This window comes from Micromonospora sp. NPDC048907, from assembly GCF_055586885.1.
In genome coordinates this window covers 46,742-69,633 of the sequence record NZ_JBVJHI010000006.1, presented here as the reverse complement: position 1 = coordinate 69,633, position 22,892 = coordinate 46,742, and the positions used below count along the sequence as shown (strand labels likewise).

Annotated in this window: 24 protein-coding genes and 3 tRNA genes; 14 read left to right on the top strand and 13 right to left on the bottom strand. The window is 74.3% G+C overall.

Annotated features, from left to right (window positions below):
• Positions 1-100: 100 nt before the first annotated feature.
• Together ACZ6PY_RS21820 and ACZ6PY_RS21815 are read right to left on the bottom strand one after the other, a co-directional pair.
• A complete protein-coding gene (locus ACZ6PY_RS21820; RefSeq protein ID WP_466074756.1) occupies positions 101-1,723 on the bottom strand; it encodes an acetolactate synthase in 1,623 nt (540 codons plus the stop codon).
• A 109-nt stretch (positions 1,724-1,832) separates the two neighbouring features.
• Entirely contained in the window at positions 1,833-2,606 is a 774-nt protein-coding gene (locus ACZ6PY_RS21815) for an enoyl-CoA hydratase-related protein (RefSeq protein ID WP_466074755.1), read from the bottom strand.
• 131 nt (positions 2,607-2,737) lie between these two features.
• Between ACZ6PY_RS21815 and ACZ6PY_RS21810 the strand changes: the two genes are divergently transcribed.
• The 3 genes from ACZ6PY_RS21810 to ACZ6PY_RS21800 all read left to right on the top strand — a co-directional run bounded on the left by ACZ6PY_RS21810 (position 2,738) and on the right by ACZ6PY_RS21800 (position 4,630).
• Positions 2,738-3,271, top strand: coding sequence for a DUF6232 family protein (locus tag ACZ6PY_RS21810; RefSeq protein WP_466074754.1), 534 nt, complete (start codon positions 2,738-2,740; stop codon positions 3,269-3,271).
• Between the two features lie 70 nt (positions 3,272-3,341).
• Positions 3,342-3,824 (top strand): DUF6232 family protein, encoded by a 483-nt coding sequence (locus tag ACZ6PY_RS21805; protein ID WP_466074753.1) that lies wholly within the window; start codon positions 3,342-3,344, stop codon positions 3,822-3,824.
• 77 nt (positions 3,825-3,901) lie between these two features.
• Positions 3,902-4,630, top strand: coding sequence for a hypothetical protein (locus ACZ6PY_RS21800; protein ID WP_466074752.1), 729 nt, complete (start codon positions 3,902-3,904; stop codon positions 4,628-4,630).
• Between the two features lie 2 nt (positions 4,631-4,632).
• Here the strand turns inward: ACZ6PY_RS21800 and ACZ6PY_RS21795 are convergent, their stop codons facing one another.
• Positions 4,633-5,532 carry a ribokinase gene (locus tag ACZ6PY_RS21795; protein WP_466074751.1) on the bottom strand — a complete coding sequence of 300 codons (900 nt, stop codon included), beginning with the start codon at positions 5,530-5,532 and terminating at the stop codon, positions 4,633-4,635.
• Positions 5,533-5,552: 20 nt separating this feature from the next.
• Positions 5,553-6,449, bottom strand: a complete 897-nt coding sequence (locus tag ACZ6PY_RS21790) for an ABC transporter ATP-binding protein (protein WP_466074750.1) — start codon at positions 6,447-6,449, stop codon at positions 5,553-5,555.
• 75 nt (positions 6,450-6,524) lie between these two features.
• Here ACZ6PY_RS21790 and ACZ6PY_RS21785 point away from each other — a divergent pair, with 75 nt between their 5' ends.
• Both ACZ6PY_RS21785 and ACZ6PY_RS21780 read left to right on the top strand, forming a co-directional pair.
• A complete protein-coding gene (locus ACZ6PY_RS21785) occupies positions 6,525-7,529 on the top strand; it encodes an ATP-binding cassette domain-containing protein (protein ID WP_466074749.1) in 1,005 nt (334 codons plus the stop codon).
• Positions 7,526-8,536: an ABC transporter permease subunit gene (locus ACZ6PY_RS21780; RefSeq protein WP_466074748.1), complete on the top strand. Its 1,011-nt coding sequence runs from the start codon at positions 7,526-7,528 to the stop codon at positions 8,534-8,536. Before ACZ6PY_RS21785 ends, ACZ6PY_RS21780 begins: the two co-directional genes overlap by 4 nt.
• A gap of 111 nt (positions 8,537-8,647) precedes the next feature.
• Here the strand turns inward: ACZ6PY_RS21780 and ACZ6PY_RS21775 are convergent, their stop codons facing one another.
• On the bottom strand, positions 8,648-9,823 hold the full coding sequence (locus ACZ6PY_RS21775) for an ROK family transcriptional regulator (RefSeq protein WP_466074747.1): 1,176 nt from the start codon (positions 9,821-9,823) through the stop codon (positions 8,648-8,650).
• Positions 9,824-9,944: 121 nt separating this feature from the next.
• On the opposite strand from ACZ6PY_RS21775, the gene ACZ6PY_RS21770 reads away from it, so the two are divergent.
• Together ACZ6PY_RS21770 and ACZ6PY_RS21765 are read left to right on the top strand one after the other, a co-directional pair.
• Positions 9,945-11,396, top strand: coding sequence for a glycoside hydrolase family 3 N-terminal domain-containing protein (locus tag ACZ6PY_RS21770; protein WP_466074746.1), 1,452 nt, complete (start codon positions 9,945-9,947; stop codon positions 11,394-11,396).
• 36 nt (positions 11,397-11,432) lie between these two features.
• Positions 11,433-12,629: a PP2C family protein-serine/threonine phosphatase gene (locus ACZ6PY_RS21765; protein ID WP_466074745.1), complete on the top strand. Its 1,197-nt coding sequence runs from the start codon at positions 11,433-11,435 to the stop codon at positions 12,627-12,629.
• Between the two features lie 7 nt (positions 12,630-12,636).
• Here the strand turns inward: ACZ6PY_RS21765 and ACZ6PY_RS21760 are convergent, their stop codons facing one another.
• Positions 12,637-12,999 carry an STAS domain-containing protein gene (locus ACZ6PY_RS21760; protein ID WP_466074744.1) on the bottom strand — a complete coding sequence of 121 codons (363 nt, stop codon included), beginning with the start codon at positions 12,997-12,999 and terminating at the stop codon, positions 12,637-12,639.
• A 138-nt stretch (positions 13,000-13,137) separates the two neighbouring features.
• Between ACZ6PY_RS21760 and ACZ6PY_RS21755 the strand changes: the two genes are divergently transcribed.
• The 3 genes from ACZ6PY_RS21755 to ACZ6PY_RS21745 are packed head-to-tail and all read left to right on the top strand — an operon-like array spanning position 13,138 to position 14,757.
• Positions 13,138-13,620: a hypothetical protein gene (locus tag ACZ6PY_RS21755; protein ID WP_466074743.1), complete on the top strand. Its 483-nt coding sequence runs from the start codon at positions 13,138-13,140 to the stop codon at positions 13,618-13,620.
• A complete protein-coding gene (locus tag ACZ6PY_RS21750; RefSeq protein WP_466074742.1) occupies positions 13,617-14,117 on the top strand; it encodes a thiol-disulfide oxidoreductase DCC family protein in 501 nt (166 codons plus the stop codon). Before ACZ6PY_RS21755 ends, ACZ6PY_RS21750 begins: the two co-directional genes overlap by 4 nt.
• Positions 14,050-14,757, top strand: a complete 708-nt coding sequence (locus tag ACZ6PY_RS21745) for a TetR/AcrR family transcriptional regulator (protein ID WP_466074741.1) — start codon at positions 14,050-14,052, stop codon at positions 14,755-14,757. Before ACZ6PY_RS21750 ends, ACZ6PY_RS21745 begins: the two co-directional genes overlap by 68 nt.
• Positions 14,758-14,946: 189 nt before the next feature.
• Here the strand turns inward: ACZ6PY_RS21745 and ACZ6PY_RS21740 are convergent, their stop codons facing one another.
• Positions 14,947-15,612 (bottom strand): GNAT family N-acetyltransferase, encoded by a 666-nt coding sequence (locus ACZ6PY_RS21740; protein WP_466074740.1) that lies wholly within the window; start codon positions 15,610-15,612, stop codon positions 14,947-14,949.
• 180 nt (positions 15,613-15,792) lie between these two features.
• On the opposite strand from ACZ6PY_RS21740, the gene ACZ6PY_RS21735 reads away from it, so the two are divergent.
• Together ACZ6PY_RS21735 and ACZ6PY_RS21730 are read left to right on the top strand one after the other, a co-directional pair.
• Positions 15,793-15,978 (top strand): DNA repair protein, encoded by a 186-nt coding sequence (locus ACZ6PY_RS21735; protein WP_262281554.1) that lies wholly within the window; start codon positions 15,793-15,795, stop codon positions 15,976-15,978.
• Between the two features lie 99 nt (positions 15,979-16,077).
• Positions 16,078-16,593, top strand: a complete 516-nt coding sequence (locus ACZ6PY_RS21730; protein WP_466074739.1) for a hypothetical protein — start codon at positions 16,078-16,080, stop codon at positions 16,591-16,593.
• A 191-nt stretch (positions 16,594-16,784) separates the two neighbouring features.
• Here ACZ6PY_RS21730 and ACZ6PY_RS21725 read toward each other — a convergent pair whose 3' ends face one another.
• The 4 genes from ACZ6PY_RS21725 to ACZ6PY_RS21710 all read right to left on the bottom strand — a co-directional run bounded on the left by ACZ6PY_RS21725 (position 16,785) and on the right by ACZ6PY_RS21710 (position 18,980).
• Positions 16,785-17,525 (bottom strand): Clp protease N-terminal domain-containing protein, encoded by a 741-nt coding sequence (locus tag ACZ6PY_RS21725; RefSeq protein WP_466074738.1) that lies wholly within the window; start codon positions 17,523-17,525, stop codon positions 16,785-16,787.
• A gap of 183 nt (positions 17,526-17,708) precedes the next feature.
• Positions 17,709-17,781, bottom strand: a tRNA-Lys gene (locus ACZ6PY_RS21720).
• A gap of 70 nt (positions 17,782-17,851) precedes the next feature.
• Positions 17,852-18,826 carry an NADPH:quinone reductase gene (locus ACZ6PY_RS21715; protein ID WP_466074737.1) on the bottom strand — a complete coding sequence of 325 codons (975 nt, stop codon included), beginning with the start codon at positions 18,824-18,826 and terminating at the stop codon, positions 17,852-17,854.
• A gap of 81 nt (positions 18,827-18,907) precedes the next feature.
• Positions 18,908-18,980 (bottom strand) — tRNA-Lys (locus ACZ6PY_RS21710).
• Positions 18,981-19,167: 187 nt separating this feature from the next.
• Here ACZ6PY_RS21710 and ACZ6PY_RS21705 point away from each other — a divergent pair.
• The gene (locus ACZ6PY_RS21705) at positions 19,168-20,433 is read left to right on the top strand and encodes a L,D-transpeptidase (protein ID WP_466074736.1); all 1,266 of its coding nucleotides are present in this window, start codon (positions 19,168-19,170) and stop codon (positions 20,431-20,433) included.
• A 212-nt stretch (positions 20,434-20,645) separates the two neighbouring features.
• Positions 20,646-21,947 carry a L,D-transpeptidase gene (locus ACZ6PY_RS21700; RefSeq protein ID WP_466074735.1) on the top strand — a complete coding sequence of 434 codons (1,302 nt, stop codon included), beginning with the start codon at positions 20,646-20,648 and terminating at the stop codon, positions 21,945-21,947.
• A 109-nt stretch (positions 21,948-22,056) separates the two neighbouring features.
• On the opposite strand, the gene ACZ6PY_RS21695 is transcribed toward ACZ6PY_RS21700, so the two are convergent.
• A tRNA-His gene (locus ACZ6PY_RS21695) sits at positions 22,057-22,132 on the bottom strand.
• 102 nt (positions 22,133-22,234) lie between these two features.
• The gene (gene orn, locus ACZ6PY_RS21690; RefSeq protein WP_466074734.1) at positions 22,235-22,831 is read right to left on the bottom strand and encodes an oligoribonuclease; all 597 of its coding nucleotides are present in this window, start codon (positions 22,829-22,831) and stop codon (positions 22,235-22,237) included.
• Positions 22,832-22,892: the final 61 nt, after the last annotated feature.

Sequence of the window (22,892 nt, the reverse complement as noted above, 5' to 3'; positions counted from 1 at the left end):
GGTACGGCTACAACCGCTGACAGACCGCTGATTTTCCCGCGGGCAGAACGCCGCGACCGCCGTCGCCGGTCACCCGGCGGCGGCGGTCGCGGCGTCGAGGTCAGGCCAGGTTCGACGAGCGGGGGTACGCGTCGGCCGGGTCGGTCAGCACGTTGACCAGGTACGGCACGCTGGCGTCGAACGCGCGGGCCAGGGCCGGGCCGAGGTCGGCGGCCTTCTCCACCGTCTCGCCCGCCCCGCCGAGCGCCTCGACGACCTTGTCGTAGCGCAGCCCGGGCTGGAGGTCGGCGGCCACGTCGTAGCCGTACATGGCCCGCATGGGGTGCTTCTCCAGGCCCCAGATGCCGTTGTTGCCGACCACGATCACGACCGGGAGCCGCTGGCGGGCCAGGGACTCCACGTCCATCAGCGAGAAGCCGGCCGCGCCGTCGCCCATGAGCACGCAGATCTGCCGGTCGGGGTGGCTGACCCGCGCCCCCATGGCGTAGCCCATCCCGGTGCCCAGGCAGCCGTACGGGCCGGGGTCGAGCCAGGTGCCGGGCTGGGCGGGCTCCAGGTACTTCCCGGCGTAGGAGACGAAGTCGCCGCCGTCGCCGATGGTGATCGCGTCGGGGGCGAGCACCTTGCGCAGCTCGCCGTAGACGCGGGCCGGGCGGATCGGGTCGGTCTCGGCGGCCATCTCCTCGGCGTCGCGCGCCTTCGCGGCGTCCTCGGCGGTGCGCAGCTGGGCGATCCAGTCGGCGTGGTCGGCCCGGTCACCGTGGTGCTCGGCGAACCCGGTGAGGATCAGTCGCAGGTCACCGGCGGGAGCGGCGGCCGGCTGGACGTGCCCGGCGCGCTGGCTGGGCGCGTCGACGACGTGCACCACCCGCGCGTCGCCGAAGTCGCCGAAGGCCAGCCGGAAGTCGAGCGGGGTGCCGACCACGACGACGACGTCGGCGTTCTTCAGGGCGACGCGGCGGGCCTTGGCGAAGGCGAGCGGGTGCTCCGGCGGCAGCGCGCCGCGGCCCATGCCGTTGGTGAAGACGGGCACCTGGAGGGACTCGGCGGCGGCCCGCAGCGCCTCGACGGCGTCGCCCGCGTACACGTCGGAGCCCGCGATGATCACCGGCCGGGACGCGGCGGCGATCAGGGCGGCGGCCTTCGCGACCTCGTCCGGGTCGGCCTCGACCGGGGCGGGCGGGGTGACCGCCGGGAGGTCCGCGTCGCCGACCGAGAAGACCGCCTCCAGGGGGAAGTCGAGGAAGGCCGGGCCGCGGTGCGGGGTGAGCGCGGCGGTGAGGGCCGCGGTGACCGCGCGCGGGATGTCGTCGGCGCTGAACACCGTCTCGGTGTGCTTGGTGACCGGGGCGACGAGCGGCAGGTGGTCCATCTCCTGGAGGCTGCCGGAGCCCCAGCGGAACTGCGGGGCCCGCCCGCCCAGCACCAGCACCGGTGAGGCGTTGAAGAAGGCGCTGGTCAGGCCGGAGACGCCGTTGGTGACGCCGGGGCCGGCGGTGAGCACGGCCAGGCCGGGGCGGCGCTGGAGCTTCGCCACCGCCTCGGCGGCGAAGACGGCGGACTGCTCGTGCCGGACGTCGTAGATCGGGAAGCCGGTCCGGTGCGCGGCGTCGTAGAGCGGGAAGACGTGCCCCCCGGAGAGGGTGAACATCTCCCGTACGCCGTGTGCGCGCAGCGCCGCGAGTGCCAGCTCGCCGCCGTGCCCCTCGACCCGTTCCGTCATCGCCACTTCCCTTCGTCATGACCGGAGTCACACGCTACTGGCCGGTAGGCGGGATGTGAACCGTTCTCGGGTCGGCGGCCACGGTGGGCCGCCGACCCGGACCGGCGGTTCAGCGGCCGGTGAACCCCGGCTTGCGCTTCTCGACGAACGCGGCCATGCCCTCGCGCCGGTCGTCGGTGGCGAACAGCGCCGCGAAGAGCTGGCTCTCCCAGGCCAGGCCGGAGGTGAGGTCCATGTCCAGGCCGCCGTCGACGGCCAGCTTGGCCGCCCGCAGCGCCTGCACCGGGCCGGTCAGGTACGGCTTCACGTAGGCGACCGCGGCCTCGTAGACCTCGGCGGCCGGGACCACCTTGTCGGCCAGGCCGATCCGCAGCGCCTCGTCGGCGTCGACCATCCGGCCCGTCATGATCAGGTCCTTGGCGCGGGCCGGGCCGACCAGCCGCGCCAGCCGCTGGGTGCCGCCGGCGCCCGGGATGATGCCGAGCTTGATCTCCGGCTGGCCGAGCTTGGCGTCCTCGGCCACGATCCGCCAGTCACAGGCCAGGGCCAGCTCGCAGCCGCCGCCCAGGGCGTACCCGGTGATCGCGGCGACCACCGGCTTGGGGATCCGGGCGATCGCGCCCAGGGCGCTGGACAGGTCGGCCGCCCGACCCGACATGTCCACGTAGGACATGTCGGCCATCTCCTTGATGTCCGCGCCGGCCGCGAAGACCTTCTCGCCGCCGTACACGATGACCGCGCGGACCTCGGCGTCGGCGGTGGCCGCCGCGGCGGCGGCGCGCAACTCCTCCTGCACCTGGGTGTTGAGCGCGTTCATCGGCGGCCGCTCCAGCCGGATGGTGCCGATGCCGTCCTTCACTTCCAGCCTGACGAACTCGCCCACGCTGCCCTCACTTCCTCGTCGAAGTCGCGTGCCAACCTTACGACCAGTGTCGTTGGGGTAGACAGTGTGGTGTCGACGGCTTCAGGTCGCTGCGCTGGAGTTGTCGCCGCCCCTGCACCGGGAGTGAGGCCATGATCACCTACTACGACGACAAGTCGGTCCAGGTCACCTCCACCGCCGTCCGGGTGGACGGGCTCAGCTATCCCCTCGCCGAACTGAGCATGGTGTGGCACCGGCGGGGCGACCGCTCCTGGCGGGTCCTCGCCGGCCGCGGCGCGATCGGCGCCGCCCTCGCCGGCCCGCTGGTGGCCGCCGTGCTCGGCATCGGGCTGGCGGTCTGGCTGCACCGCTCCGCCGTGGTCACGATCGCCATCGTCGGGGCGTCCGTGCTGGTCGGCCTCGGCATCGGGCCGCTCGCCGACGTGCTCTTCGAACACCTCGACCGGTCCTACGCCCGCGGCAGCCGGGAGCTGGAGATGTGGGCGCGCTGGCGGGGCCGGCCGGTGCGGCTGCTGCACACCGGCGACGCGCTGCGCTTCGGCCAGATCTACCGTGCGGTGCAGCGGGCCATGGAGAGCAGGCCCGCCGGTCAGCGCGCGCAGCGCACCGGTCAGAACGCGATCGGCACATCGGGCAGCAGCCCGAGGCCGCGCAGCAGGCCGTAGGCGCCGCACCCCACCACCGGTCGAGCCGCGGGCACCGTCCCCTCTGGACGACGCGTGGTTAGGCTGAGTGATGACCCTCTATTACCGGGACGACGCGGTACAGGTCACCTCCGAGGCCATCCACGCCGGCGGGCACGTCGTCGCGCTCGCCGACGTCACGTACGTCTGGCACGCCCGCGGCGCGACCACCCTGGCGGTCCGGGGCCGGGTCCTGGGGCGCGGCGTGCTGGTCCTGCTGCTGTCGCTGCCGCCGCTCGTGGCGCTGGTCTGCGTGCTCTCCCTCGCCTGGGCCGCGCAGGACCGGGGCGACTGGAAGCTGGCGCTGGTCATCCTGGCCGCGTTCGTGGTGGTCGGGCTGGCCCTGACCCCGTTCCTGGAGGTGCCGCTCAGCTGGCTGGACCGCTCCTACGAGCGGGGCAACCGGGTGCACGAGCTGTGGGTGCAGCACCACGGGCGGGAGACCCTGCTGCTGCGCACGCCCGACGCGCTCCGGTTCGGGCAGATCTACCGGGCCGTGCAGCGCGCCGTCGAGCAGCAGGGCGACCGCCGCTGACCGACCGGCGGGGGTGTGACGGTGGCCGCGCCGCCGCCACCCGGCGGGCCTGGCCGGCGGCACGCACACTGGGTGGCATGGCGATTCCCCTCCCCCGTCCCGGCGCCGTCGTCGGGCTCACCCGTTCCGCCCTGGACCAGGCGCTCGGCTCGGCCGCCGCGTTCGCCGCCGTGCCGGCCCGCGCCTTCGCGGTGCTCGACGAGGTGGAGACGCTGCTGCGGCGGATCAACGGGGTGGTCGACCGGATCGAGGACACCCTGGCCCGCACCGACCGCGTGCTGGACGACGCCGACGCGGCGGTCCGGGAGGTCGCCGTGATCAGCGCCGCGGCCACCGAGGCGATCGAGTCGGCGACCGGCGTCGCCACGGCCGCGGCCGCGGTGGTGGGCGAGGCCGACCGGGTGGCCCGGGCGGCGGCCACCCTGGTCGCCGAGGCCGACGCGGTGGCCGTCCGGGCCGCCGGCACGGTGGTCACCGCCGAGGAGGCGGCCGGCACGGCGGCCGAGCTGCTGGGCGCGTACGGGCCGGCGCTGCGCCGCGCCGCGCCCATGGCGACCCGGTTCGTCCAGCAGCTCAGCCCGGAGGAGGTGACCGCGGCCATCCGGCTGGTCGACGAGCTGCCGAAGCTGAAGGAGCACCTGACCTCGGACGTGCTGCCGATCCTGGCCACCCTGGACCGGGTCGGCCCGGACCTGCACGACCTGCTGGCGGTCACCCGGGACCTTAAGCTGGCGGTGGCCGGCATCCCCGGGCTCGGCATGCTGCGCCGGCGGGGCGAACGCCGCACCGACGAGCCGGTCGACTGAGGTCAGGCCGGCCGGCTGAACAGCTCGTCGATCTCCGTCCGGCGGGGCAGCGCCACCGAGGCGCCCAGCTTGCGGACGCAGGCCGCCCCGGCCGCCGCCGCCCAGTGCACCGCCTCGACCAGCTCGCGCCCCTCGCCCCAGGCCACCGCCAGGGCGGCCGTGAAGGCGTCGCCGGCGGCGGTGGAGTCGACCACGTCGACCTTCACGGCCGGCACGTGCACGGCCGGCCGGTCACGCTCGACGTACCAGGCGCCCGCACCGCCGAGGGTGAGCACCGCCCGGGGCACCAGCTCCAGCAGCGCCCCCGGCTCGTCGCCGCCCCGGCCGGTGAGCGCCCGCGCCTCGGCCTCGTTGACCACCAGCAGGTCGGTCGCGGCCAGCAGCTCCGCCGGCACCGGCCGGACCGGCGCCGCGTTGAGCACGACCCGGGTGCCGGCCGACCGGGCCGCCAGCGCCGCCTCGGTCACCGTCTCCACCGGCACCTCCAGCTGGGCGACCAGCACGTCCGCCTCGCGTACGGCGGCCAGCTCGCCCTCGGTGAGGCCGGCGAACGCGTCGTTGGCACCCGGGGTGACCAGGATGGCGTGCTCCCCCGCCCCGCCGACCATCACCAGGGCCACGCCGGAGGCGCCGTACACCACCCGGAGGTGGCCGGTGTCGACGCCGGCCGCGGTGATCCGCGCCTTGAGCGTGACCCCGAAGGCGTCCGAGCCGATCGCGCCGAGGAACACACAGGACGCGCCGGCGCGCACGGCGGCGACGGCCTGGTTGGCGCCCTTGCCGCCGGGCAGCATGACGAAGTCGTCGCCGAGCACGGTCTCCCACGGCCGGGGCAGCGCCGCCGCGGTGCCGACCAGGTCCATGTTCGCGCTGCCCACCACGGCGATCCGGGTCTGCGGCACGGCGAGGTCTCCCGTCCGGCTCAGGCGGCGCGCGCGGTCCAGCGCTCGCCGGCCCGCGCGACGACCAGCGGCAGGCCGAACGTCTTCGACAGGTTGTCGGCGGTGAGCGTCTCGGCGAGCAGGCCCTGCGCCACGACGCCCCCCTCGCGCAGCAGCAGCGCGTGGGTGAAGCCCGGCGGGATCTCCTCGACGTGGTGGGTGACCAGCACCATGGCCGGCGCGTCCGGGTCGTACGCCAGCTCGGCGAGGCGGGCCACCAGGTCCTCGCGGCCGCCCAGGTCGAGCCCGGCGGCGGGCTCGTCGAGCAGCAGCAGCTCCGGGTCGGTCATCAGGGCCCGGGCGATCTGCACCCGCTTGCGCTCGCCCTCGGAGAGCGTGCCGTACGTCCGCTCGGCCAGGTGGGCGACGCCGAGCTGGCCGAGCAGCGCGCGGGCGCGGGCTTCGTCGGTGCGGTCGTAGCTCTCCCGCCAGCGCCCCACCACCGACCAGGCCGCGGTCACCACGACGTCGGTGACCCGCTCGTCGGCGGGGATCCGTTCGGCGAGCGTGGCGGTGGAGAGGCCGATCCGGGTCCGCAGCTCGTTGACGTCGGTGCGGCCGATCCGCTCGCCGAGCACGTGGGCCGTGCCGGTGGTCGGGTGCAGCCGGCCGGCGGCGAGGTTGAGCAGCGTGGTCTTGCCGGCGCCGTTCGGGCCGAGCACCACCCAGCGTTCGTCCAGCTCGACCTGCCAGTCGACGTCCTGCACCAGCGTGCTGCCGGAGCGCCGGACGCCGACACCGTCGAGGCTGACCACCAGATCCGCGTCCACGGGTGCGGGGGCGGGGGCGCCGGCGGCGCCGGGGATCAGGTCACCAGTCACCGGTCCATCCAACCACGCAGTCGGCACGGTGCCCCCCACGGGCGGCGTCACGGCCATAGGGTGGGGCGCCGTGTCGTTGGTCACCAATCCGGGAGGACGCCTCATGCCCGACCGCTGCCGGGAGGCGTGCGGATGAGCGCGGTCATCGAGATCGCCGGTCTCCGCAAGACGTTCCACACCCTGCGTCAGGGCCGCCGGATCGCGGTCGACGGGTTCGATCTGCTGGTCGAGACCGGTCAGGTGCACGGCTTCCTCGGCCCGAACGGCTCGGGGAAGACCACCACGCTGCGCGCCCTGCTCGGGCTGGTCCGGGCGGACGCGGGCCGGATGAGGGTGCTCGGGGCCGAGTCGCCGGAGCGGCTGGCCGAGGTGGCCGGGCGGGTCGGCGCGATCGTGGAGAGCCCGCAGTTCTTCGGCAACTTCACCGCCCACAAGACGTTGCGGCTGCTGGCCCTGGCCGGTGGCGTGCCCACCGCCCGGGTCGACGAGGTGCTGGAGCAGGTCGGTCTGCGGGACCGGGGCGACGAGCGGGTCAAGGGCTACTCGCTGGGCATGAAGCAGCGGCTCGCGGTCGCCTCGGCGCTGCTCAAGGACCCGGAGCTGCTGATCCTGGACGAGCCGGCGAACGGCCTGGACCCGGCCGGCATCCGGGAGATGCGGGATCTCACCCGGTCGCTGGCCGCGGCCGGGGTCACCGTGCTGCTCTCCAGCCACATCCTGGCCGAGATCCAGCTCATCTGCGACCACGTGACGATCATCAGCCGGGGCCGGCGGGTCGCGTACGGGCCGGTGGCGGACGTGCTGGCCGGCTTCGACCAGCACCAGTGGCAGGTCCGGGTGGCCGAGCCCGAGCGGGCCGCGGAGCTGCTCGGCCGCGCCGGCATGGTGGTGACCGCCGGCCCCGACCACCTGGTGGTGACCGGCGTCGTCGACCCCGAGCTGATCAGCCGCACACTGGGCGAGCAGGGCCTCTGGGTGCGCGAGCTGATCCCGCTCCGGCCCGACCTGGAGAGCGTCTTCCTGGAGCTGACCGGCGGCCACCCGCATCCGGCGCTGCCCCGCCAGGTGGACGGCGCGCCGCCGAACGACGGCGTGATCGACCTGGACGTCCGGGAGAGCCGGGAGGTGGACGCGTGAACCTGGTCCGTGCCGAGCTGGAGCGGCTGGCCGCCCGCCGTTTCGTCCAGCTCATGATGCTGCTGCTGGTGGCCGCCTTCGCGGTGACCGTGGCGACCACGCTGGCCGGCTCGCACCGGCCCACCCCGGTGGAGCTGGGCCGGGCCCAGGCGCAGGCCGCCGAGGAGGTGCGCAACATGGAGTTGGCGCACGACCGCTGCCTGCGGATCAAGGCCGGCACCGTGACCCCGGACGAGAACGACTACCTGCCGCGGGACTGCGCGCAGATCGACCCGGCCCTCATGGAGAAGCTGCCGGCCGCGTCCGACTACCTGACCGGGGTGTTCGTCTTCGCCAACGAGGCCCAACCGCTGCTCTACTTCCTGATCGCGTTCCTGGCGATGTTCGGGTTCCTGGTGGGCGCCTCCTACATCGGCGCCGACCTGAACTCGGGTGGCGTGGTCAACCTGCTGCTCTGGCGGCCGCGCCGGCTCGTCGTGCTCGGCGCGAAGCTGGGCACGCTGCTCGGCGGGCTGCTCGGGCTCTCCGCGCTGGCCTCGGTGGCGTACCTGGGGGTGTTCTGGCTGATCGGCGAGGCCTCCGGGCTCACCGGCCGGCTGAGCGGCGAGTTCTGGTCGTCGCTCGCCGCGGTCTGGGTGCGCGGCCTGGTGCTGGTGCTGCTCGCCGCGGCGCTCGGCTTCGCCATGGCCACGCTCGGCCGGCACACCTCGGCGGCGCTCGGCACGGTGGCCGCCTACCTGGTGGTGTGGGAGCTGGGCGCGCGACTGGTGTTCCAGATCCTGTCGGTGACCCGTCCGGACCGGTTCATGCTCTCCAGCTACCTGGCGGCGTGGCTCAGCGGCGAGGCCCGCTTCTGGGACAACGACGCCTGCGCCGGTGACATCGCGGGATTCTGCGACGGGTACTACACGCTGGGCTGGGTGCCGGGGCTGGTGGTCCTGCTCGGCCTGACCGCCGCCCTGACCGTGGCGGCCTTCTCGGTGTTCCGCCGCCGCGACCTGATCTGAGGGGCGCCGGTGCGGTCCCGATCCGGGACCGCACCGGCAACTGCTTGCAGAGATTCGTCACCTCGTGAAGAATTCCTTCACATGGTGGCACCGGTGGCGACGGGCCGGCGGTCAGCCGACCGTCGAGCCGAACACCTCGTCGCGCACGGCGTCCAGGGCGGTGCGCAGCGCCCCGCGCAGGATCGGCTCCTCGGTCAGCCCGGTGCTCACCACCCGCGGCCGGACCAGGGTGATCGCGGCGACCTCGTGCTGCACCCGCTCGGCCAGCGCCGCCCCGCCGGCCCGCCCCACCTCGCCGGCCAGCACCACCAGCGGCGGGTCGAGGACCACGCAGGTGCTGGCCACCCCGAGCGCCAGCCGGCGCGCCAGCTCGTCCAGCAGCGGGCCGCCCGCCGGGCCGGCCTCGATCGCCGCACGCACCGCGTCGGCCGCGCCGGCCGCCGCGAACCCGTGCTCGGCGGCCACGGCGCGGACCGCGTCGGCCCCGGCGAGCTGCTGGAACGCCGGCTTGGCCCGCTTCGACACGTCGCGCGGGATGGGCACGCCGGGCACCGGCAGGTAGCCGATCTCGCCGGCCGCGCCGCTGCTGCCGTGGTGCAGCCGCCCGCCCAGCATGATCGCCAGGCCGACGCCGGCGTCCACCCAGACCAGCACGAAGTCCGCCGTCCCCTGGGCCGCGCCGGACTGGGCCTCGGCCACGGCGGCCAGGTTCACGTCGTTCTCGAAGACCACCGGGGTGTGCAGGTCCTCGCGGAGCGCGGCGAGCAGGCCGCTGTGCCAGCGGGGCAGGTTGAACGCGAAGGTGATGTCGCCGGTGCCCGGGTCCACCAGGCCCGGGGTGCCGAGGACGATCCGCCGCACGCTGGACAGCTCGGCGCCGGCGCTGCTGGCCGCCTGGACCACCGCGTTGTGCACCACGCCGACCGGGTCGTCGGTGTCCTTCGTGGACTGCTCGACCCGGCCGACCACCGCACCGGTGATGTCCGCGCAGGCGGCCACCACCCGCTCGGCGCCGACGTCGACACCGACCACGTACGCGCTGCCCGGCCGGACCGCGTAGAGCTGGGCGTTCGGGCCCCGCCCGCCGGCCTGCTCGCCGACCCGGGTGACCAGGCCCCGCTCCTCCAGCCGCTCGACCAGCTGCGACGCGGTGACCTTGGAAAGCCCGGTCAGCTCCCCGATCCGCGCCCGGGTCAGCGGCCCCTGCTCGAGGAGCAGCTCCAGCGCCGCACGGTCGTTGAGCGCCCGCAAGAGTCGGGGGGTGCCGGGCAGCCGGGTCGCACTCATGCCACGTCCTCAATTTTCAGTAAGGTTTCGAACCACAAAACGCCTGCCGAGGGTGTCCGTTAGCGTATCGGCCACCTCGATCCGGGGCCGTCGGACAACCCGGCAGGGAAAGGGGATACTCGTGGGGTTGGATCAAGGACTCCGTCGGCTCGCGCTGGGCACCCTGCTGGCGGCGTACCCCGGCCCGGTCCCGCCCGACTGGGCGGTCGACCTGCTCGCCGACGGGCTCGCCGGGCACACCCTGTTCGGCACCAACGTCCACGACCCGGCCCAGGTGGCGGCGACCACCGCGGCGCTGCGCGCCGGCCGCCCCGACGTGCTCATCGCGATCGACGAGGAGGGCGGGGACGTCACCCGGCTGGCCCACGCCACCGGCAGCCCGTACCCGGGCAACGCCGCCCTCGGCGCGGTCGACGACCCGACCCTGACCCGCCAGGTGTACGCGGCCATCGGCGCGGAGCTGGCCGCCCTCGGCATCAACCTGGACCTCGCCCCGACCGTCGACGTGAACACCGCCGACGAGAACCCGGTGATCGGCACCCGCTCGTTCGGCGCCGACCCGGTCCGGGTGGCCGTCCACTCGGCCGCCGCGGTCGTCGGCCTCCAGTCCGCCGGGGTCGCGGCCTGCGCCAAGCACTTCCCCGGGCACGGCGCGACGGTCGCCGACTCCCACCACGAGCTGCCGACCGTCGACGTGCCGCCGGCCGTGCTGCGCGAGCGGGACCTGCCGCCGTTCGCCGCGGTGGTCGACGCCGGGGTACGCGCCGTCATGACCGCGCACATCCGGGTACCCGCGCTGACCGGCGACGGTCCGGCCACCTTCAGCCGGGCCGTGCTGGTCGACCTGCTGCGCACCGAGTACGGCTTCACCGGCGCGGTGATCACCGACGCGCTGGAGATGAAGGGCGCCGCGCTGGCCGCCGGCGGGGTCGGGCCGGCCGCGGTCCGCGCCCTGGCCGCCGGGGCGGACCTGCTCTGCATCGGCGCGAAGGTCGACGCCGGCCTGGTGGAGCACGTCGTCGAGGAGATCGTCGCCGCGCTCGCCGACGGCCGGCTGGACCGGGCCCGCGTCGAGGAGGCCGCCGGCCGGGCCGCCGAGCTGGCCGCCTGGACGGGCGCGGGCGGCGCCGTGGCGGAGACCCCGGACGGCCTCGGCTACGCCGCCGCCCTGCGCGCGGTGCGGGTCGAGGGCGACGTCACCGGCCTGACCGCGCCGCTGGTGGTGCAGGTGCACGCGACCTCCACCATCGCCGAGGGGCGGGTCCCGTGGGGGCTGGGCCCGCACCTGGCCGGGGCGGAGGTGGTCCGCGCGGTGGCCGGCGAGACCGATCCGGACGAGCTGCGCGCTCTCGCCGGGGACCGGCCCGTCGTGCTGGTCGGCCGGCACCTGCACCGGCTGCCCGGGGCGCGGGAACTGGTCGAGGCGCTGGCCGCCACGCATCCGGTGACGGTGGTGGAGATGGGCTGGCCGGGCGGCTGGCGGCCGGCCGGCGCGCGGGCCTTCGTGACCACGTACGGCGCCAGCCACGCCAACGGCCGGGCGGCCGCACATGTGCTCGGTCTGGCCGGCTGAGGTCTGCCCGGCGCCGTTCCGGGGTACACGGGTCGGATGAGCGCAACCGACCCCTGGCACCGGGCGGCGGCCGACCTGATCTCCCGCTCCCACCGGGTGCCGCCCGACGCGGTGCCCGCGGCGGTGAGCGCGGCGGTGCGCGACCTCGGCGTGGCCGTGACCCTGTACGTGGTGGACGTCGAGCAGGAACTGCTGCGCCCGCTGCCCGAGCCGGGCCGGCCGGTGCCGGAGCCGCTGCCCATCGACACCAGCCTGCCCGGCCGCGCCTACACGGAGGTGCGGGCGCGGGCCGGGCACGACGGCCGGCTGTGGGTGCCGATCGTCGACGGCACCGAGCGGCTGGGGCTGCTGGAGGTCCGGTTGCCGGCCGGCGCGGACCCGGACGACCCCGCCCTGCGCGACGGCTGCCGGATGCTCGCCGGCCTCGTGGGGCACCTGCTGGCCAGCAAGACGGCGTACGGCGACGCCCTGGTCCGGGCCCGGCGGAGCGAACCCATGGCCGTCTCGGCCGAGCTGCTCTGGCCGCTGCTCCCCCCGCTCACCTTCGCCACCGACACGGTCGCGGTCAGCGCGATCCTCGAACCCTGCTACGAGGTGGGCGGGGACGCGTTCGACTACGCGCTGGACGACGGCCGGCTCGCGCTCGCCGTGCTGGACGGGGTCGGACACGGGCTGCCGGCGACCCTGACCACCTCGGTCGCGCTCGCCGCGCTGCGGGCCGCCCGGCGCGACGGCGGCGGGCTGGCCGAGCAGGTCGACGCGGTCGACGCGGCCCTGTTCAGCCAGTGGCGGGACGGGCGCTTCGTGACCGCCGTCCTGGCCGAGGTCGACGTCCACAGCGGACGGGTCCGGTACGTCAACGCCGGGCACCCCGCCCCGGTGCTGCTGCGCCGGGGACGGGCCGTGCGCGCCCTCACCGGCGGCCGCCGCCCGCCGCTCGGACTGCACCTGCCCGGCGGCGAGCCGGGTGTCGCCCGGCTGGAGCCGGACGACCGGCTGCTGCTCTACACCGACGGGGTGACCGAGGCCCGCGACGCGGCCGGGGAGATGTTCGGGCTGCCGCGGCTCGCCGATCTCGCCGAGCGGCTCATCGGCTCGGACCTGCCCGGGCCGGAGACGCTGCGCCGGCTGAGCCACGCCGTGGCCGCGTACCGGGGCACCGCTTCCCACGACGACGCCAGCATGGTGCTGGTGGAGTGGTCCGGCGCGGCGGCGGCCCGGACGGAGCCCTGAGGGCGGTTCACCGCAGGCGGCGCCAGCCGCGCTCCAGGTCGCTGCCGTCGCCGTCCCGCCCGCCCGGCCAACCGAGCAGGACGTCGACCGCGGTGATCCGCAGCACCCGCGCCACCGGGGGCTGCGGGTCGGTCACCCGGAGGGTGGCGCCCCGGCCGACCGCCTCGGCGGCGCCGCGCAGCAGGGCGGCCACCCCGGTGGAGTCGAGGAACGTGACCGCGCCGAGGTCGACCAGGATCTCCACCAGGTCGGGCCGGTCCAGCACGGCGTCGAGCGCCCGGTCCAGCGCGGGGGCTCCGGCCATGTCCAGGTCGCCGACCGGGCTGACGACCAGCCGTCCCGCCCCCGCGTCCCGCGTACCGATCTCCATGACCCGCCCGTCCGCTCCCGATCGACGTCGTCGCGACCATACCGGCAGGGCAGCCCGCCAACGAACTTGAACACGTTCAAAATCTGTCGTACGCTCAGCCCGACATCGATTTGAACGCGTTCAAGAAGGGTGGCGGGGATGGACGTGAAGGTCTGGATGTACCTGGCCTACCTCGCGGTCAGCATCGCGCTGACCGTGTGGGTGGCCCGGACGCTCGCCCGCAACGGGCTGGTGTTCCTGGAGGACGTCTTCGCCGACAAGCGGCTGGCCGACGCGGTCAACAGCCTGCTGGTGGTCGGCTTCTACCTGCTCAACCTCGGCTACGTCACGGTGGCCATGAAGGAGGCCGACCCGGTGGGCACCACCAGCCAGGCGCTGGAACAGCTGTCCATGAAGGTCGGCTGGGTGCTGCTGGTCCTCGGCGCCCTGCACTTCTTCAACGTCTTCGCGCTCGGCCGCTACCGGCGCGGCCGGCTGCGCCAGCAGGCGGCGGCCACCCATCCGCCGCTCGCCCCGGTCGGCTACCTCCCGCCGCAGGGCGGCCCCCGGCCGGCCCACCCGGCCCCACCGGCGCCGGCCGGGCCCACGCCCGGACAGGCGCCGCCGGCCCCGCCACGATGACGTCCGTCCCGGGCGGGCGCCCGACGGATCCCACCGGGCACGGGGCCGGTGGGATCCGCGGGTTCACCGTCCTCTACGACGCGCACTGCCCGCTGTGCCGGGCCGCCCGGCAGTGGCTCGCCTCGCGCGCCCAGCTCGTACCCCTGGAGTTCGTGCCGGCCGGTTCGGCGGAGGCCCGGCGGCGCTTCCCCGGGCTCGACCACGACGCCACGCTGCGGGACCTGACCGTGGTGGCCGACACCGGCGCGGTCTACGCGGGCGACGGCGCCTTCCTCGCCTGCCTCTGGGCCCTGGTCGACCACCGGGGCACCGCCGAGCGGCTGGCCCGCCCGCACCTGCTGCCGCTGGCCCGGCGGATGGTGACGACCGCCTCCGCGGCACGTGAGCTGGTCCGGGAACCCCGCCCGGACCCGGGATACGGTGACGACGATGACCGAGCAGACTGCGCCGACGACCGCTGCGGGTGGCCCGAGCACCGGGGCGACGGCCCGGGGTGAGCAGACCCGCCAGCTGATCCTGGACACCGCCCTGCGGCTGTTCCGCGAGCGGGGGTACGCGCGCACCACCATGCGTGCCATCGCCCAGGAGGCCGGCGTGGCGGTGGGCAACGCCTACTACTACTTCGGCTCGAAGGAACACCTGATCCAGGAGTTCTACGCGGAGACCCAGCGGGAACACCGGGTGGCGGCCGCGCCCGCGCTGGCCCGGGAGCGGGACTTCGCCGCCCGGCTGGCCGCCGTGCTGCACGCCGGGGTGGACGTGCTCACGCCGTACCACTCGTTCGCCGCCAGCTTCTTCAAGACGGCGGCCGAACCGACCTCGCCGCTCAGCCCGTTCTCCACCGAGTCGTCCGGCCCGCGGGACGCCTCGGTGTCGCTGTTCCGCGAGGTGCTGGAGGGCTCGGCCGCCACGGTGGACGCCGAACTGCGCGAGCCCCTGCCGGAGCTGCTCTGGCTCGGCTACATGGGCGTGGTGCTCTACTGGGTGCACGACCGCTCCCCCGGCCAGGCCAAGACCCGCCAGCTCATCGACGGCGCGGTCCCGCTGGTCGACCGGCTGGTGAAGCTGTCCCGGCTGCGGGTGCTGCGCCCCGTGACCCGCCAGGTGGTCGGCCTGATCCACACGCTGCGTCACTGACCGCCGCACCACCTCACAGGGCTGAACCGCAGGTCAAGTCCGCAACCGGACAGGGGTCAGCGGCCCTTCACCCCTTGCCCGACACGCGGCGGACACATAGCGTTACCAGGGTCGGGACCTGGGGGGAGAGGCGGCGGACCGTGGATCCGGCCCGGGATCCACGGTCCGCGCCCGCCCCGGTCAGCGCGGTCAGCGGGGGAACACCCCGTACGAGGTCCAGCCCCGGTCCGGGAAGCCGGCCGCCTCGGCCACCCGTGCGGAGGCGTGGTTGTCGTGGTTGTGCAGGTAGGTGGGAACGGCTCCCTCGTCCAGCACCCGCCGGGCCGCCTGGGCGACCAGCCGCCGGGCCAGCCCCTGCCCCCGCGCCGCCGGCACGGTCCCCACGGCCAACTCGTGCCCGTACGCGTCGTGCCGCTTGATCCCCGCCCCGGCCAGGTACGCCCCGTCGGCGTCCCGGACCACCAGCACCTCCCGGTCGAACAGCCGCAGCCAGGGCGGCAGCCCGGGTGTGGTCGGCGCGACCCAGTCACCGGCGTCCGGCAGCGGCGCCGGTGCGGTGCTCCAGCGGAACAGCCCGGAGTGGGTGGTGAAGTCGGGCACGCCGACCGCCGACGGAAGGGCCGGCAGCAGTCGTTCGCCGGGCCGCTCCCGGACCAGGTCCCGCACCAGGCCGGCCCGGTCCGGCGGCACCGAGAGGATCGCGCACTCCGGTGACGCGACCGCGATGGCCGGGCGCAGCCGCCCGTCCCAGGCCGGCCGGGCCCGCCGGTGCGAGCGGACCACGTGCAGCCCGGGACCCGCCGGCCACTGCCCCAACCAGGTCGCCAGGTGCAGGAACAGCCGCCGGTCGAGCACGTGATCATGGTACGCCCACCGTGGCCCTCCGGCGTGCCGGATCCACCGGGGTGATTGGGGTGCCCGGCGGGCGGGTAGACGACGTCAGAACAGCACCGGCGGCGGCGGGAACCTCAGGCATCGATGCCGCGTCATATTCATTTCCATACATGTACAAGTTTCTCTGGGACGGTAATGGTCATGCCGAATCAGCCGAATGACCGGTACCAGCAGGACGCCGAGCAGCGCTGGCGGGCCGTCGAGGCCGCCGGGCGGTTCCCGGCGCAGGCCGACTACCGGGGGGCTCGCCGCGGGACGCTGTCCTGGGCCGAGCTGAACGCGCTGCCGGCGGGCGCCTCGCCCCGGCGCGGCCTCACCGCCCGTTGACGCGCCCGACACACCGGGCGCTCCGCACCGAGCTTTCGCACACCTGTCCTGTAGCGTCTTGTGGTCCGAATCCCGGCTACCACAGGAGAAGCTTCGCGCATGGGCAAGAAGACGATCCACGTCTCCGACTTCAGCGGCCAGGTGCTGCGCCCCGACGACGAGGTGGTCAAGGTCGTCGTGCTGGAGCACCCGGACCTCGTCGCCGGGCCCGTGCAACTCGACGCCACCCCGGTCGAGGTGGAGAGCATCGACGACGCGGCGCTGGACGTGGCCGTCGTGGAGATCCACGACCGCCACGGCGGGGGCGAGCCGCGCCGGGTGGTGCTGACCGCCAGCGAGTTCGACGCCATGGCCACCGACATGCCGATGGCGCAGTTGCTGCGCACCGCCGAGCGGGTCAAGCCGCCCAAGGCCCGCCGCTCCGCCGAGAAGGTCGACTACGGCACCATCGAGCACGCCGGGAAGCCGCACCGGGGCCGGGTCACCGAGGAGGAGGCCCGGCTCGTCCGCGAGCAGCTCGACGAGGTGAACAAGCGCCTCGCCGACGCGGGGATCCGCCAGGTCGACCCGGCCGACCCGGAGCACGCCGCCCGCTACGGCTTCCCCGCCGCCTGACGCCGCCGGCCGGGGGCGCCCCCCCCGGGGGGGGGGGCCCCCCGGGCGCCGCCCCCGAAAGGGTGGGAGGGCGCCCGGGCATGCGGTGGACGGGCGGCGGGCCCCCCCCGCGCCCCCCCCCCCGCCGCCCGGCGGGGCCCCCCCCCCCCCGGGGGGCGCGCCCCCGGCCGGTCCGGCACCGGATTTCGGAGTCAGGCCCGCTTGCGGGTGATCTCGGCGAGGGCGCCCTCGACCGCCGACTCCAGGGCCGCCTTCTCCAGCCCGAGCCCGGTGAGCACGCCGTCGCCGGCCTCCTCCTCGAGCAGGGCGAGCAGGATGTGCTCGGTGCCGATGTAGTTGTGGCCCATCCGCAGCGCCTCCCGGAAGGTCAACTCCAGCACCTTCTTGGCCCGCGCGTCGTAGGGGATCAGGTCCGGGACCGTGTCGGCCTTCGCCGGCAGGGTCGCGGTGACCGCCTCCCGCAGCCGCTCCAGGGGTACGCCCCGAGCGACGATCAGCGCGGCCGCCAGCCCCTCGGGCTCGGCCAGCAGGCCCAGGGCGACATGCCCCGGCGTGATCTCGGCGTTGCCGGCGGCCCGCGCCTCCTCCTGCGAGGACACGACCACGTTCCGGGCCCGCGGGGTGAACCGGCCGAAGCCGGCGTTCGGGTCGAGGGCCGCCGCCGTCTCGGCCTTCGCGGCAGACCGCTTCTGGGCGGCCTGCTTGCTCACTCCCATGCTGCGGCCGATCTCCGTCCACGAGGCCCCCGAGCGGCGGGCCTGGTCGACGAAGTGCCCGACCAGGTGGTCGGCGAGGTCGCCCAGGTGGTCGGCGACCAGAACGGCGCCGGCGAGCTGGTCCAGCGCGTCGCCGTGCACCTTCTTGATGCCCTCGATCAGCTCATCGAGGCGTACCGGATGGGTCAGCTTCAGCGGGTCAATCTCGTCCGTCATGCGTCAACCATAGGTTGACGAAGGCAGACCGTCAACCATCGGTTGACGATCTTCCCTGCGAACGGCGAGCGGGGACGGCGGCGCCGCGCGCCCGGGTTGTCGGGGCGCGCCAGGCAGGTGGGGCCGGTGGGGGCTGAAAACGCGGCAGGCCCGGTCCGCGAAGGACCGGGCCTGAGTGAACCGTGCGCCGCCAGGGACTCGAACCCCGAACCCGCGGATTAAGAGTCCGCTGCTCTGCCAGTTGAGCTAGCGGCGCTCGCTGACAACGGGGAGCACGGTAACACGTCGCCGGGCCGGCCCGACGAGGGTGGCCCCCGCCCCGGCCGTCAGGGCCGGATGACCACCCGCCGGCCCCGCAGCTCCCCCTGCTCCAGCATCCGGTGCGCCTCGCCGGTCGCGGCCAGCGGCAGGGACACGACCTCGCGCGGCGCCAGGCGGCCGGCGGCGAGCAGCCGGTTCACCGCGCCCGCGGCCTCGGCCAGTTCGGTGACGGTGGCGTGCGAGATGGCGAAGCCGATCACGCTGCGGTCGTTGGTGTAGAGCGGCCCGGCGGGCAGGACCGGCCGGGTCCGGGGTCCGGCCATCAGCACGATCCGGCCCCGGAGCGCCAGCAGGTCGACGGCCTGCTCCAACTCGTTGCGGCCCGAGGTGTCGAGGTACACGTCGGCGCCGTCGGGCAGTGCCGACCGCAGCCGGTGTGCCAGGTCGGGATCCCGGTAGTCGAGCACCTCGGCCGCGCCGAGTCGCCGGCAGTAATCGGCGTCGGCCGTCGACGCGGTGGCCACCACCCGGGCGCCGGTTCGGGCGGCCAGGACGACGAGCGCCGCGCCGACGTTGCCAGCACCGCCGCCCACCACCACGGTCTCCCCGGGCCGCAGGCGGCCGTGCGTGAACAACGCCAGGTACGCCGTGGCGGCCGGGTGCAGCACGGTCACCGCCACGGCGGGATCCACGCCGTGGGGCAGCGGGTAGAGCCGGTCCGCCGGCACCACGGCCTGCTCGGCGGCGGCACCCTGCCGGCCGCCGTGCCCGAGGCTGTTGCACCAGACCAGGTCACCAGGGCGGACGCCGGGCACACCGGGGCCGGCCTCGGCGACCCGGCCGACCAGGTCCCTGCCGACCACGAAGGGCAGGGGCAGTGCCGTGCGGAACGCCCCGGAGCGGACGAGGGTGTCGACCGGGTTGACCGTGGTGGCGAGGACGTCGACAAGCGCGTCGGTCGGGCCGGGACGCGGTGCCGGCAGCTCCCCGTAGCGGATGTCGGCGGCCGGCCCCGGACCCTCGACGTAGGCGGCTCGCATGTCCTCATTCTGGCCACCGGCGACCGGCGGCCCGGGAAAAAGGTCAGGCCCGGTGCACTGCACCGGGCCTGACCTGAAGTGTGCGCCGCCAGGGACTCGAACCCCGAACCCGCGGATTAAGAGTCCGCTGCTCTGCCAGTTGAGCTAGCGGCGCTCGCTGACAACGGGAAGAACCTTAGCACGCACGCCGACCCGGGTTCCAATCCGATACCGGGCTCCACCCTTCGGTCGAGCTTAACCGGCGAAAGCCCCCAAAGTTCGCGTCTGTCCGGTCGAGGGGCGCGGGACGCGGGCCCTCATGCGGCACGATGTCCGCCAGGTACGCGAGAACAGAGGTGGGGATGGGCAGGTTCGCGCGGTCCGGGGCGTTGGTGGGTGTCCTGGTCCTCACGGCGTCACTGGCACTGACCGGGTGCGGCGACGACCAGAAGAAGCCGGCGTTCGTGGCCGGCGCGCAGCAGGGCGACCCGGCGGCGACCGCATCGCCGGACGCGACGGGCGAGCCGAGCCGGCCCGCCCTGCCGACGCTGACGGTGAACCCGGCCGACGGGTCCGACAAGCGCCCGGTCAGCACCGAGATCAGCGCGCGGATCCCCGGTGGCGGCAAGGTGTCGAAGGTCGTCCTGACGGCCGCCAACGGCGCGACCGTCGCGGGGCGGCTGCGCCGGGACGGCTCGTCCTGGGTGCCGTCGGCTCCGCTGAAGTACGGGACCCGGTACACCGCCACGGTCACGGGCACCGGCACGGACGGCCAGACCCGGCAGGGCACCAGCAGCTTCACCACGATGGCCAAGCCGAAGTCGATGATCGGCTCCGGGCTCTACATGTTCAGCGGCAAGACCTACGGGGTGGGCATGCCGGTGGTCGCCGAGTTCTCGCCGGGCATCCCGAAGAAGGACCGCGCCGCGGTGCAGAAGCGGATGTTCGTGCAGACCGACCCGCCGCAGCCGGGCGCCTGGCACTGGGTCTACAACGGCACGCAGGCGTACTACCGGGCGCCGGAGTACTGGAAGCCGGGCACCACGATCACGGTCCGGCTGGCACTGGCCGGGATCCCGCTGAGCAACGGCCGCTACGGCAACGTCGACCGGAGCGCCACCGCCAAGATCGGGCGCGCGTTCGAGATGAAGGTCGACAACGCGACCAAGCGGATGACCGTGTACGAGAACGGGTCGGTGATCCGCACCGTGCCGGTGAGCCTGGGCAAGAAGAGCACGCCCTCCTCCAGCGGCACGATGGTGGTGATGGAGAAGAAGGAGTCCACGGTCTTCGACACCCGGGACGAGCCGGACCCCCGCAACCAGTACGTCACGAAGATCGACTTCGCTCAGCGGCTCACCTGGGGCGGCGAGTACATCCACGCCGCGCCCTGGTCGGAGGGCGTGCAGGGCCGGGTGAACGTCTCGCACGGCTGCGTCAACGTCTCGATGGCGGACGGCCGGTGGCTCTTCGGCAAGACGCTGGTGGGCGACCCGATCACGGTGAAGGGCACCGAGCGGCGGCTGGAGCCGGGTAACGGCTGGACGGCCTGGAGCATGAGTTGGTCGCAGTTCGTCGCCGGCAGCGCCGTGCCGGTGCCCGAGGGTGGCCAGGGGTCGCCCTTCTGAGCAGGCGTAACGTGGGCGGATGCGCCACCGGCGGTGGTCGTTCGTCCGCGTACCGTCGGGCGGAGGGGAGACCACTCCGCCCGACAAAGCGCCGCACGATATCAGAATCGTTACATCGCGGGCGGGGTGTTTCGGTTCACTTCCGGCAACCGGTAGCCGTTGCGGCGCGTCGGTAAGGACGATGGGACCCGGACCACGACTGTGAGGGAAACATGCGAGCTAGCCAGGACGAGCTGATCCGGGGCGGGGCGGCCCGGCGCGGCGGGCGACGCCGCGTGTTCGCGGCCGCGGTGCTCGCCGCCGCCATGGCCCTGACCGGGTGCACCAGCGACAAGGGCGGGGACGACAAGGGGTCGAGCTGGCAGGGCGGCGGCGAGAGCGGCCCGAAGGCGGCGGCCACCATCACCGAGCCCGCGGCCGACGCCAAGGACGTGCCGGCCTCCACCGCCGTCACCTTCACCACGAAGGAGGCGCAGGAGACCACCGTCGAGCTGAAGGACTCCGCCGGCAAGGTCGTGGAGGGCCAGCTCGCGAAGGACGGGAAGAGCTGGCTGCCGGACGGCGCGCTGGCCTACGGCGAGACGTACACGGCCACCGTCACCGCGACCGGCGACGACGGCAAGCCGGCCACCGCGACCAGCACCTTCACCACGATGGCGAAGCCGGGCAAGCAGATCCGGGTGAGCAGCTTCCTCGGCGACAACCAGGTCGTCGGGGTGGCCATGCCGCTGATCGTCAAGTTCGGCCGGGCCATCCCGGAGGACTACCGCGACGACCTGCAGCGCCGGATGACGGTCACCGCGAAGCCGGCCCAGGAGGGCATCTGGCACTGGGTGAGCCCCACCGAGGTGCGCTACCGGCCGAAGACGTTCTGGAAGGCCAACAGCACGGTGACCTACAAGGTGCAGGCAGGTGGGCTGCCGCTCGGCGACGGCTGGTACGGCCGCTCCGACCTCACCGTCGACGTCAAGATCGGCCCCTCGTTCGTGATGACCGTGGACAACCGCACCAAGAAGATGACGGTCACCAGGGACGGCAAGGCGGTCAAGACGATCCTGGTGAGCCTCGGCAAGAAGAGCACCCCGTCGTCCAGCGGCACCATGGTGGTGATCGAGAAGCTCCGCCACACGGTCTTCGACACCATGGAGGAGCTGGGCCCCGAGGAGGGCTACCGCACCGAGATCGACTACGCCCAGCGGCTCACCTGGGGTGGCGAGTTCATCCACGCGGCCCCCTGGTCCGAGGGGGTGCAGGGCAGGTCGAACGTGTCACACGGCTGCGTGAACGTCTCGATGAAGGACGGCAACTGGCTCTTCGCCAACACCCGCATCGGCGACCCGATCACCGTGAAGGGCACCGAGCGCAAGCTCCAGAACGGCAACGGCTGGACCGACTGGAACATGAGCTGGGACGAGTACGTCAAGGGCAGCGCCCTGCCGTACGAGCCGCCGGCCGCGCCCGGGGACGACACCAGCCCGGCCGCCGACGAGCCGAGCGTCGAGCCGACCCCCTGATCCGACCGGCAACGCGCAACGGCCCCCTCCCACCGGGAGGGGGCCGTTTCCCGCTTCGCGGACCGCGAACGGCGCGAGCCCCCTCCCGGAGGAGGGGGCTCGCGTCATCTGGGGTGACTGATGGGAATTGAACCCACGACAACCGGGACCACAACCCGGTGCTCTGCCAACTGAGCTACAGCCACCATGCTCTCCGCGCCGGTCGACCCGGGCGGGGCGCGGACTAATAATAGCCACACCCCGGCCGGCCCCGTCCACCGGGTTCGGGCGGCCCCGCCCGGCGGGGCTCAGAGCTGGGCGGCGATGGCCTTGGCGCTCTCCACGTCCGGGCCGGGCAGCGGCACGAAGACGGTCCGCCGGTAGTACTCCAGTTCCCGGATGCTCTCCCGGATGTCGGCCAGCGCCCGGTGGGCCAGCCCCTTCTGCGGCTGACCGAAGTACACCCGCGGGTACCAGCGCCGGCACAGCTCCTTGATCGAGGAGACGTCGATCATCCGGTAGTGCAGGTGGGCGTCGAGCCGGGGCATGTCGCGGGCGATGAAGCCCCGGTCGGTGGCGATCGAGTTGCCGCACAGCGGGGCGGTGCGCGGGTCCTTGACGTGGCTGGCCACGTAGTCGAGCACCATGTCCTCGGCCTCGGCCAGGGTGACCGTGGAGCGGCGCACCTCCTCGGTGAGGCCGGACTTGCCGTGCATGGTCTGCACGATCTCCGGCATCGCCTCCAGCGCCGCCTCGTCGGCGTGGATGACCACGTCGACGCCCTCTCCGAGCACGTTGAGGTCGGGATCGGTGACGAGCGCGGCGACCTCGATCAGCCTGTCCCGGCCGAGGTCCAACCCGGTCATCTCACAGTCGATCCAGACGAGAAGATCAGCCACCGCCACAGACTACGCGCCGCCGACCCGCCCGCGCCTGAAGCACCCGGGCCGAGGTGGACCGCTAGGG

What these genes read in the sequence shown, in the direction of transcription:
- ACZ6PY_RS21700 (WP_466074735.1), top strand. Translation starts at nt 20,646, where the DNA reads ATGCGAGCTAGCCAGGACGAGCTGATCCGGGGCGGGGCGGCCCGGCGC.
- ACZ6PY_RS21800 (WP_466074752.1), top strand. Translation starts at nt 3,902, where the DNA reads ATGGCGATTCCCCTCCCCCGTCCCGGCGCCGTCGTCGGGCTCACCCGT.
- ACZ6PY_RS21725 (WP_466074738.1), bottom strand. Translation starts at nt 17,525, where the DNA reads ATGACGGACGAGATTGACCCGCTGAAGCTGACCCATCCGGTACGCCTC.
- ACZ6PY_RS21755 (WP_466074743.1), top strand. Translation starts at nt 13,138, where the DNA reads ATGGACGTGAAGGTCTGGATGTACCTGGCCTACCTCGCGGTCAGCATC.
- ACZ6PY_RS21760 (WP_466074744.1), bottom strand. Translation starts at nt 12,999, where the DNA reads ATGGAGATCGGTACGCGGGACGCGGGGGCGGGACGGCTGGTCGTCAGC.
- ACZ6PY_RS21785 (WP_466074749.1), top strand. Translation starts at nt 6,525, where the DNA reads ATGAGCGCGGTCATCGAGATCGCCGGTCTCCGCAAGACGTTCCACACC.
- ACZ6PY_RS21730 (WP_466074739.1), top strand. Translation starts at nt 16,078, where the DNA reads ATGGGCAAGAAGACGATCCACGTCTCCGACTTCAGCGGCCAGGTGCTG.
- ACZ6PY_RS21765 (WP_466074745.1), top strand. Translation starts at nt 11,433, where the DNA reads ATGAGCGCAACCGACCCCTGGCACCGGGCGGCGGCCGACCTGATCTCC.
- ACZ6PY_RS21790 (WP_466074750.1), bottom strand. Translation starts at nt 6,449, where the DNA reads ATGGCCGTGACGCCGCCCGTGGGGGGCACCGTGCCGACTGCGTGGTTG.
- ACZ6PY_RS21745 (WP_466074741.1), top strand. Translation starts at nt 14,050, where the DNA reads ATGACCGAGCAGACTGCGCCGACGACCGCTGCGGGTGGCCCGAGCACC.
- ACZ6PY_RS21715 (WP_466074737.1), bottom strand. Translation starts at nt 18,826, where the DNA reads ATGCGAGCCGCCTACGTCGAGGGTCCGGGGCCGGCCGCCGACATCCGC.
- ACZ6PY_RS21775 (WP_466074747.1), bottom strand. Translation starts at nt 9,823, where the DNA reads ATGAGTGCGACCCGGCTGCCCGGCACCCCCCGACTCTTGCGGGCGCTC.
- ACZ6PY_RS21750 (WP_466074742.1), top strand. Translation starts at nt 13,617, where the DNA reads ATGACGTCCGTCCCGGGCGGGCGCCCGACGGATCCCACCGGGCACGGG.
- ACZ6PY_RS21805 (WP_466074753.1), top strand. Translation starts at nt 3,342, where the DNA reads ATGACCCTCTATTACCGGGACGACGCGGTACAGGTCACCTCCGAGGCC.
- ACZ6PY_RS21705 (WP_466074736.1), top strand. Translation starts at nt 19,168, where the DNA reads ATGGGCAGGTTCGCGCGGTCCGGGGCGTTGGTGGGTGTCCTGGTCCTC.
- ACZ6PY_RS21810 (WP_466074754.1), top strand. Translation starts at nt 2,738, where the DNA reads ATGATCACCTACTACGACGACAAGTCGGTCCAGGTCACCTCCACCGCC.
- ACZ6PY_RS21820 (WP_466074756.1), bottom strand. Translation starts at nt 1,723, where the DNA reads ATGACGGAACGGGTCGAGGGGCACGGCGGCGAGCTGGCACTCGCGGCG.
- ACZ6PY_RS21735 (WP_262281554.1), top strand. Translation starts at nt 15,793, where the DNA reads ATGCCGAATCAGCCGAATGACCGGTACCAGCAGGACGCCGAGCAGCGC.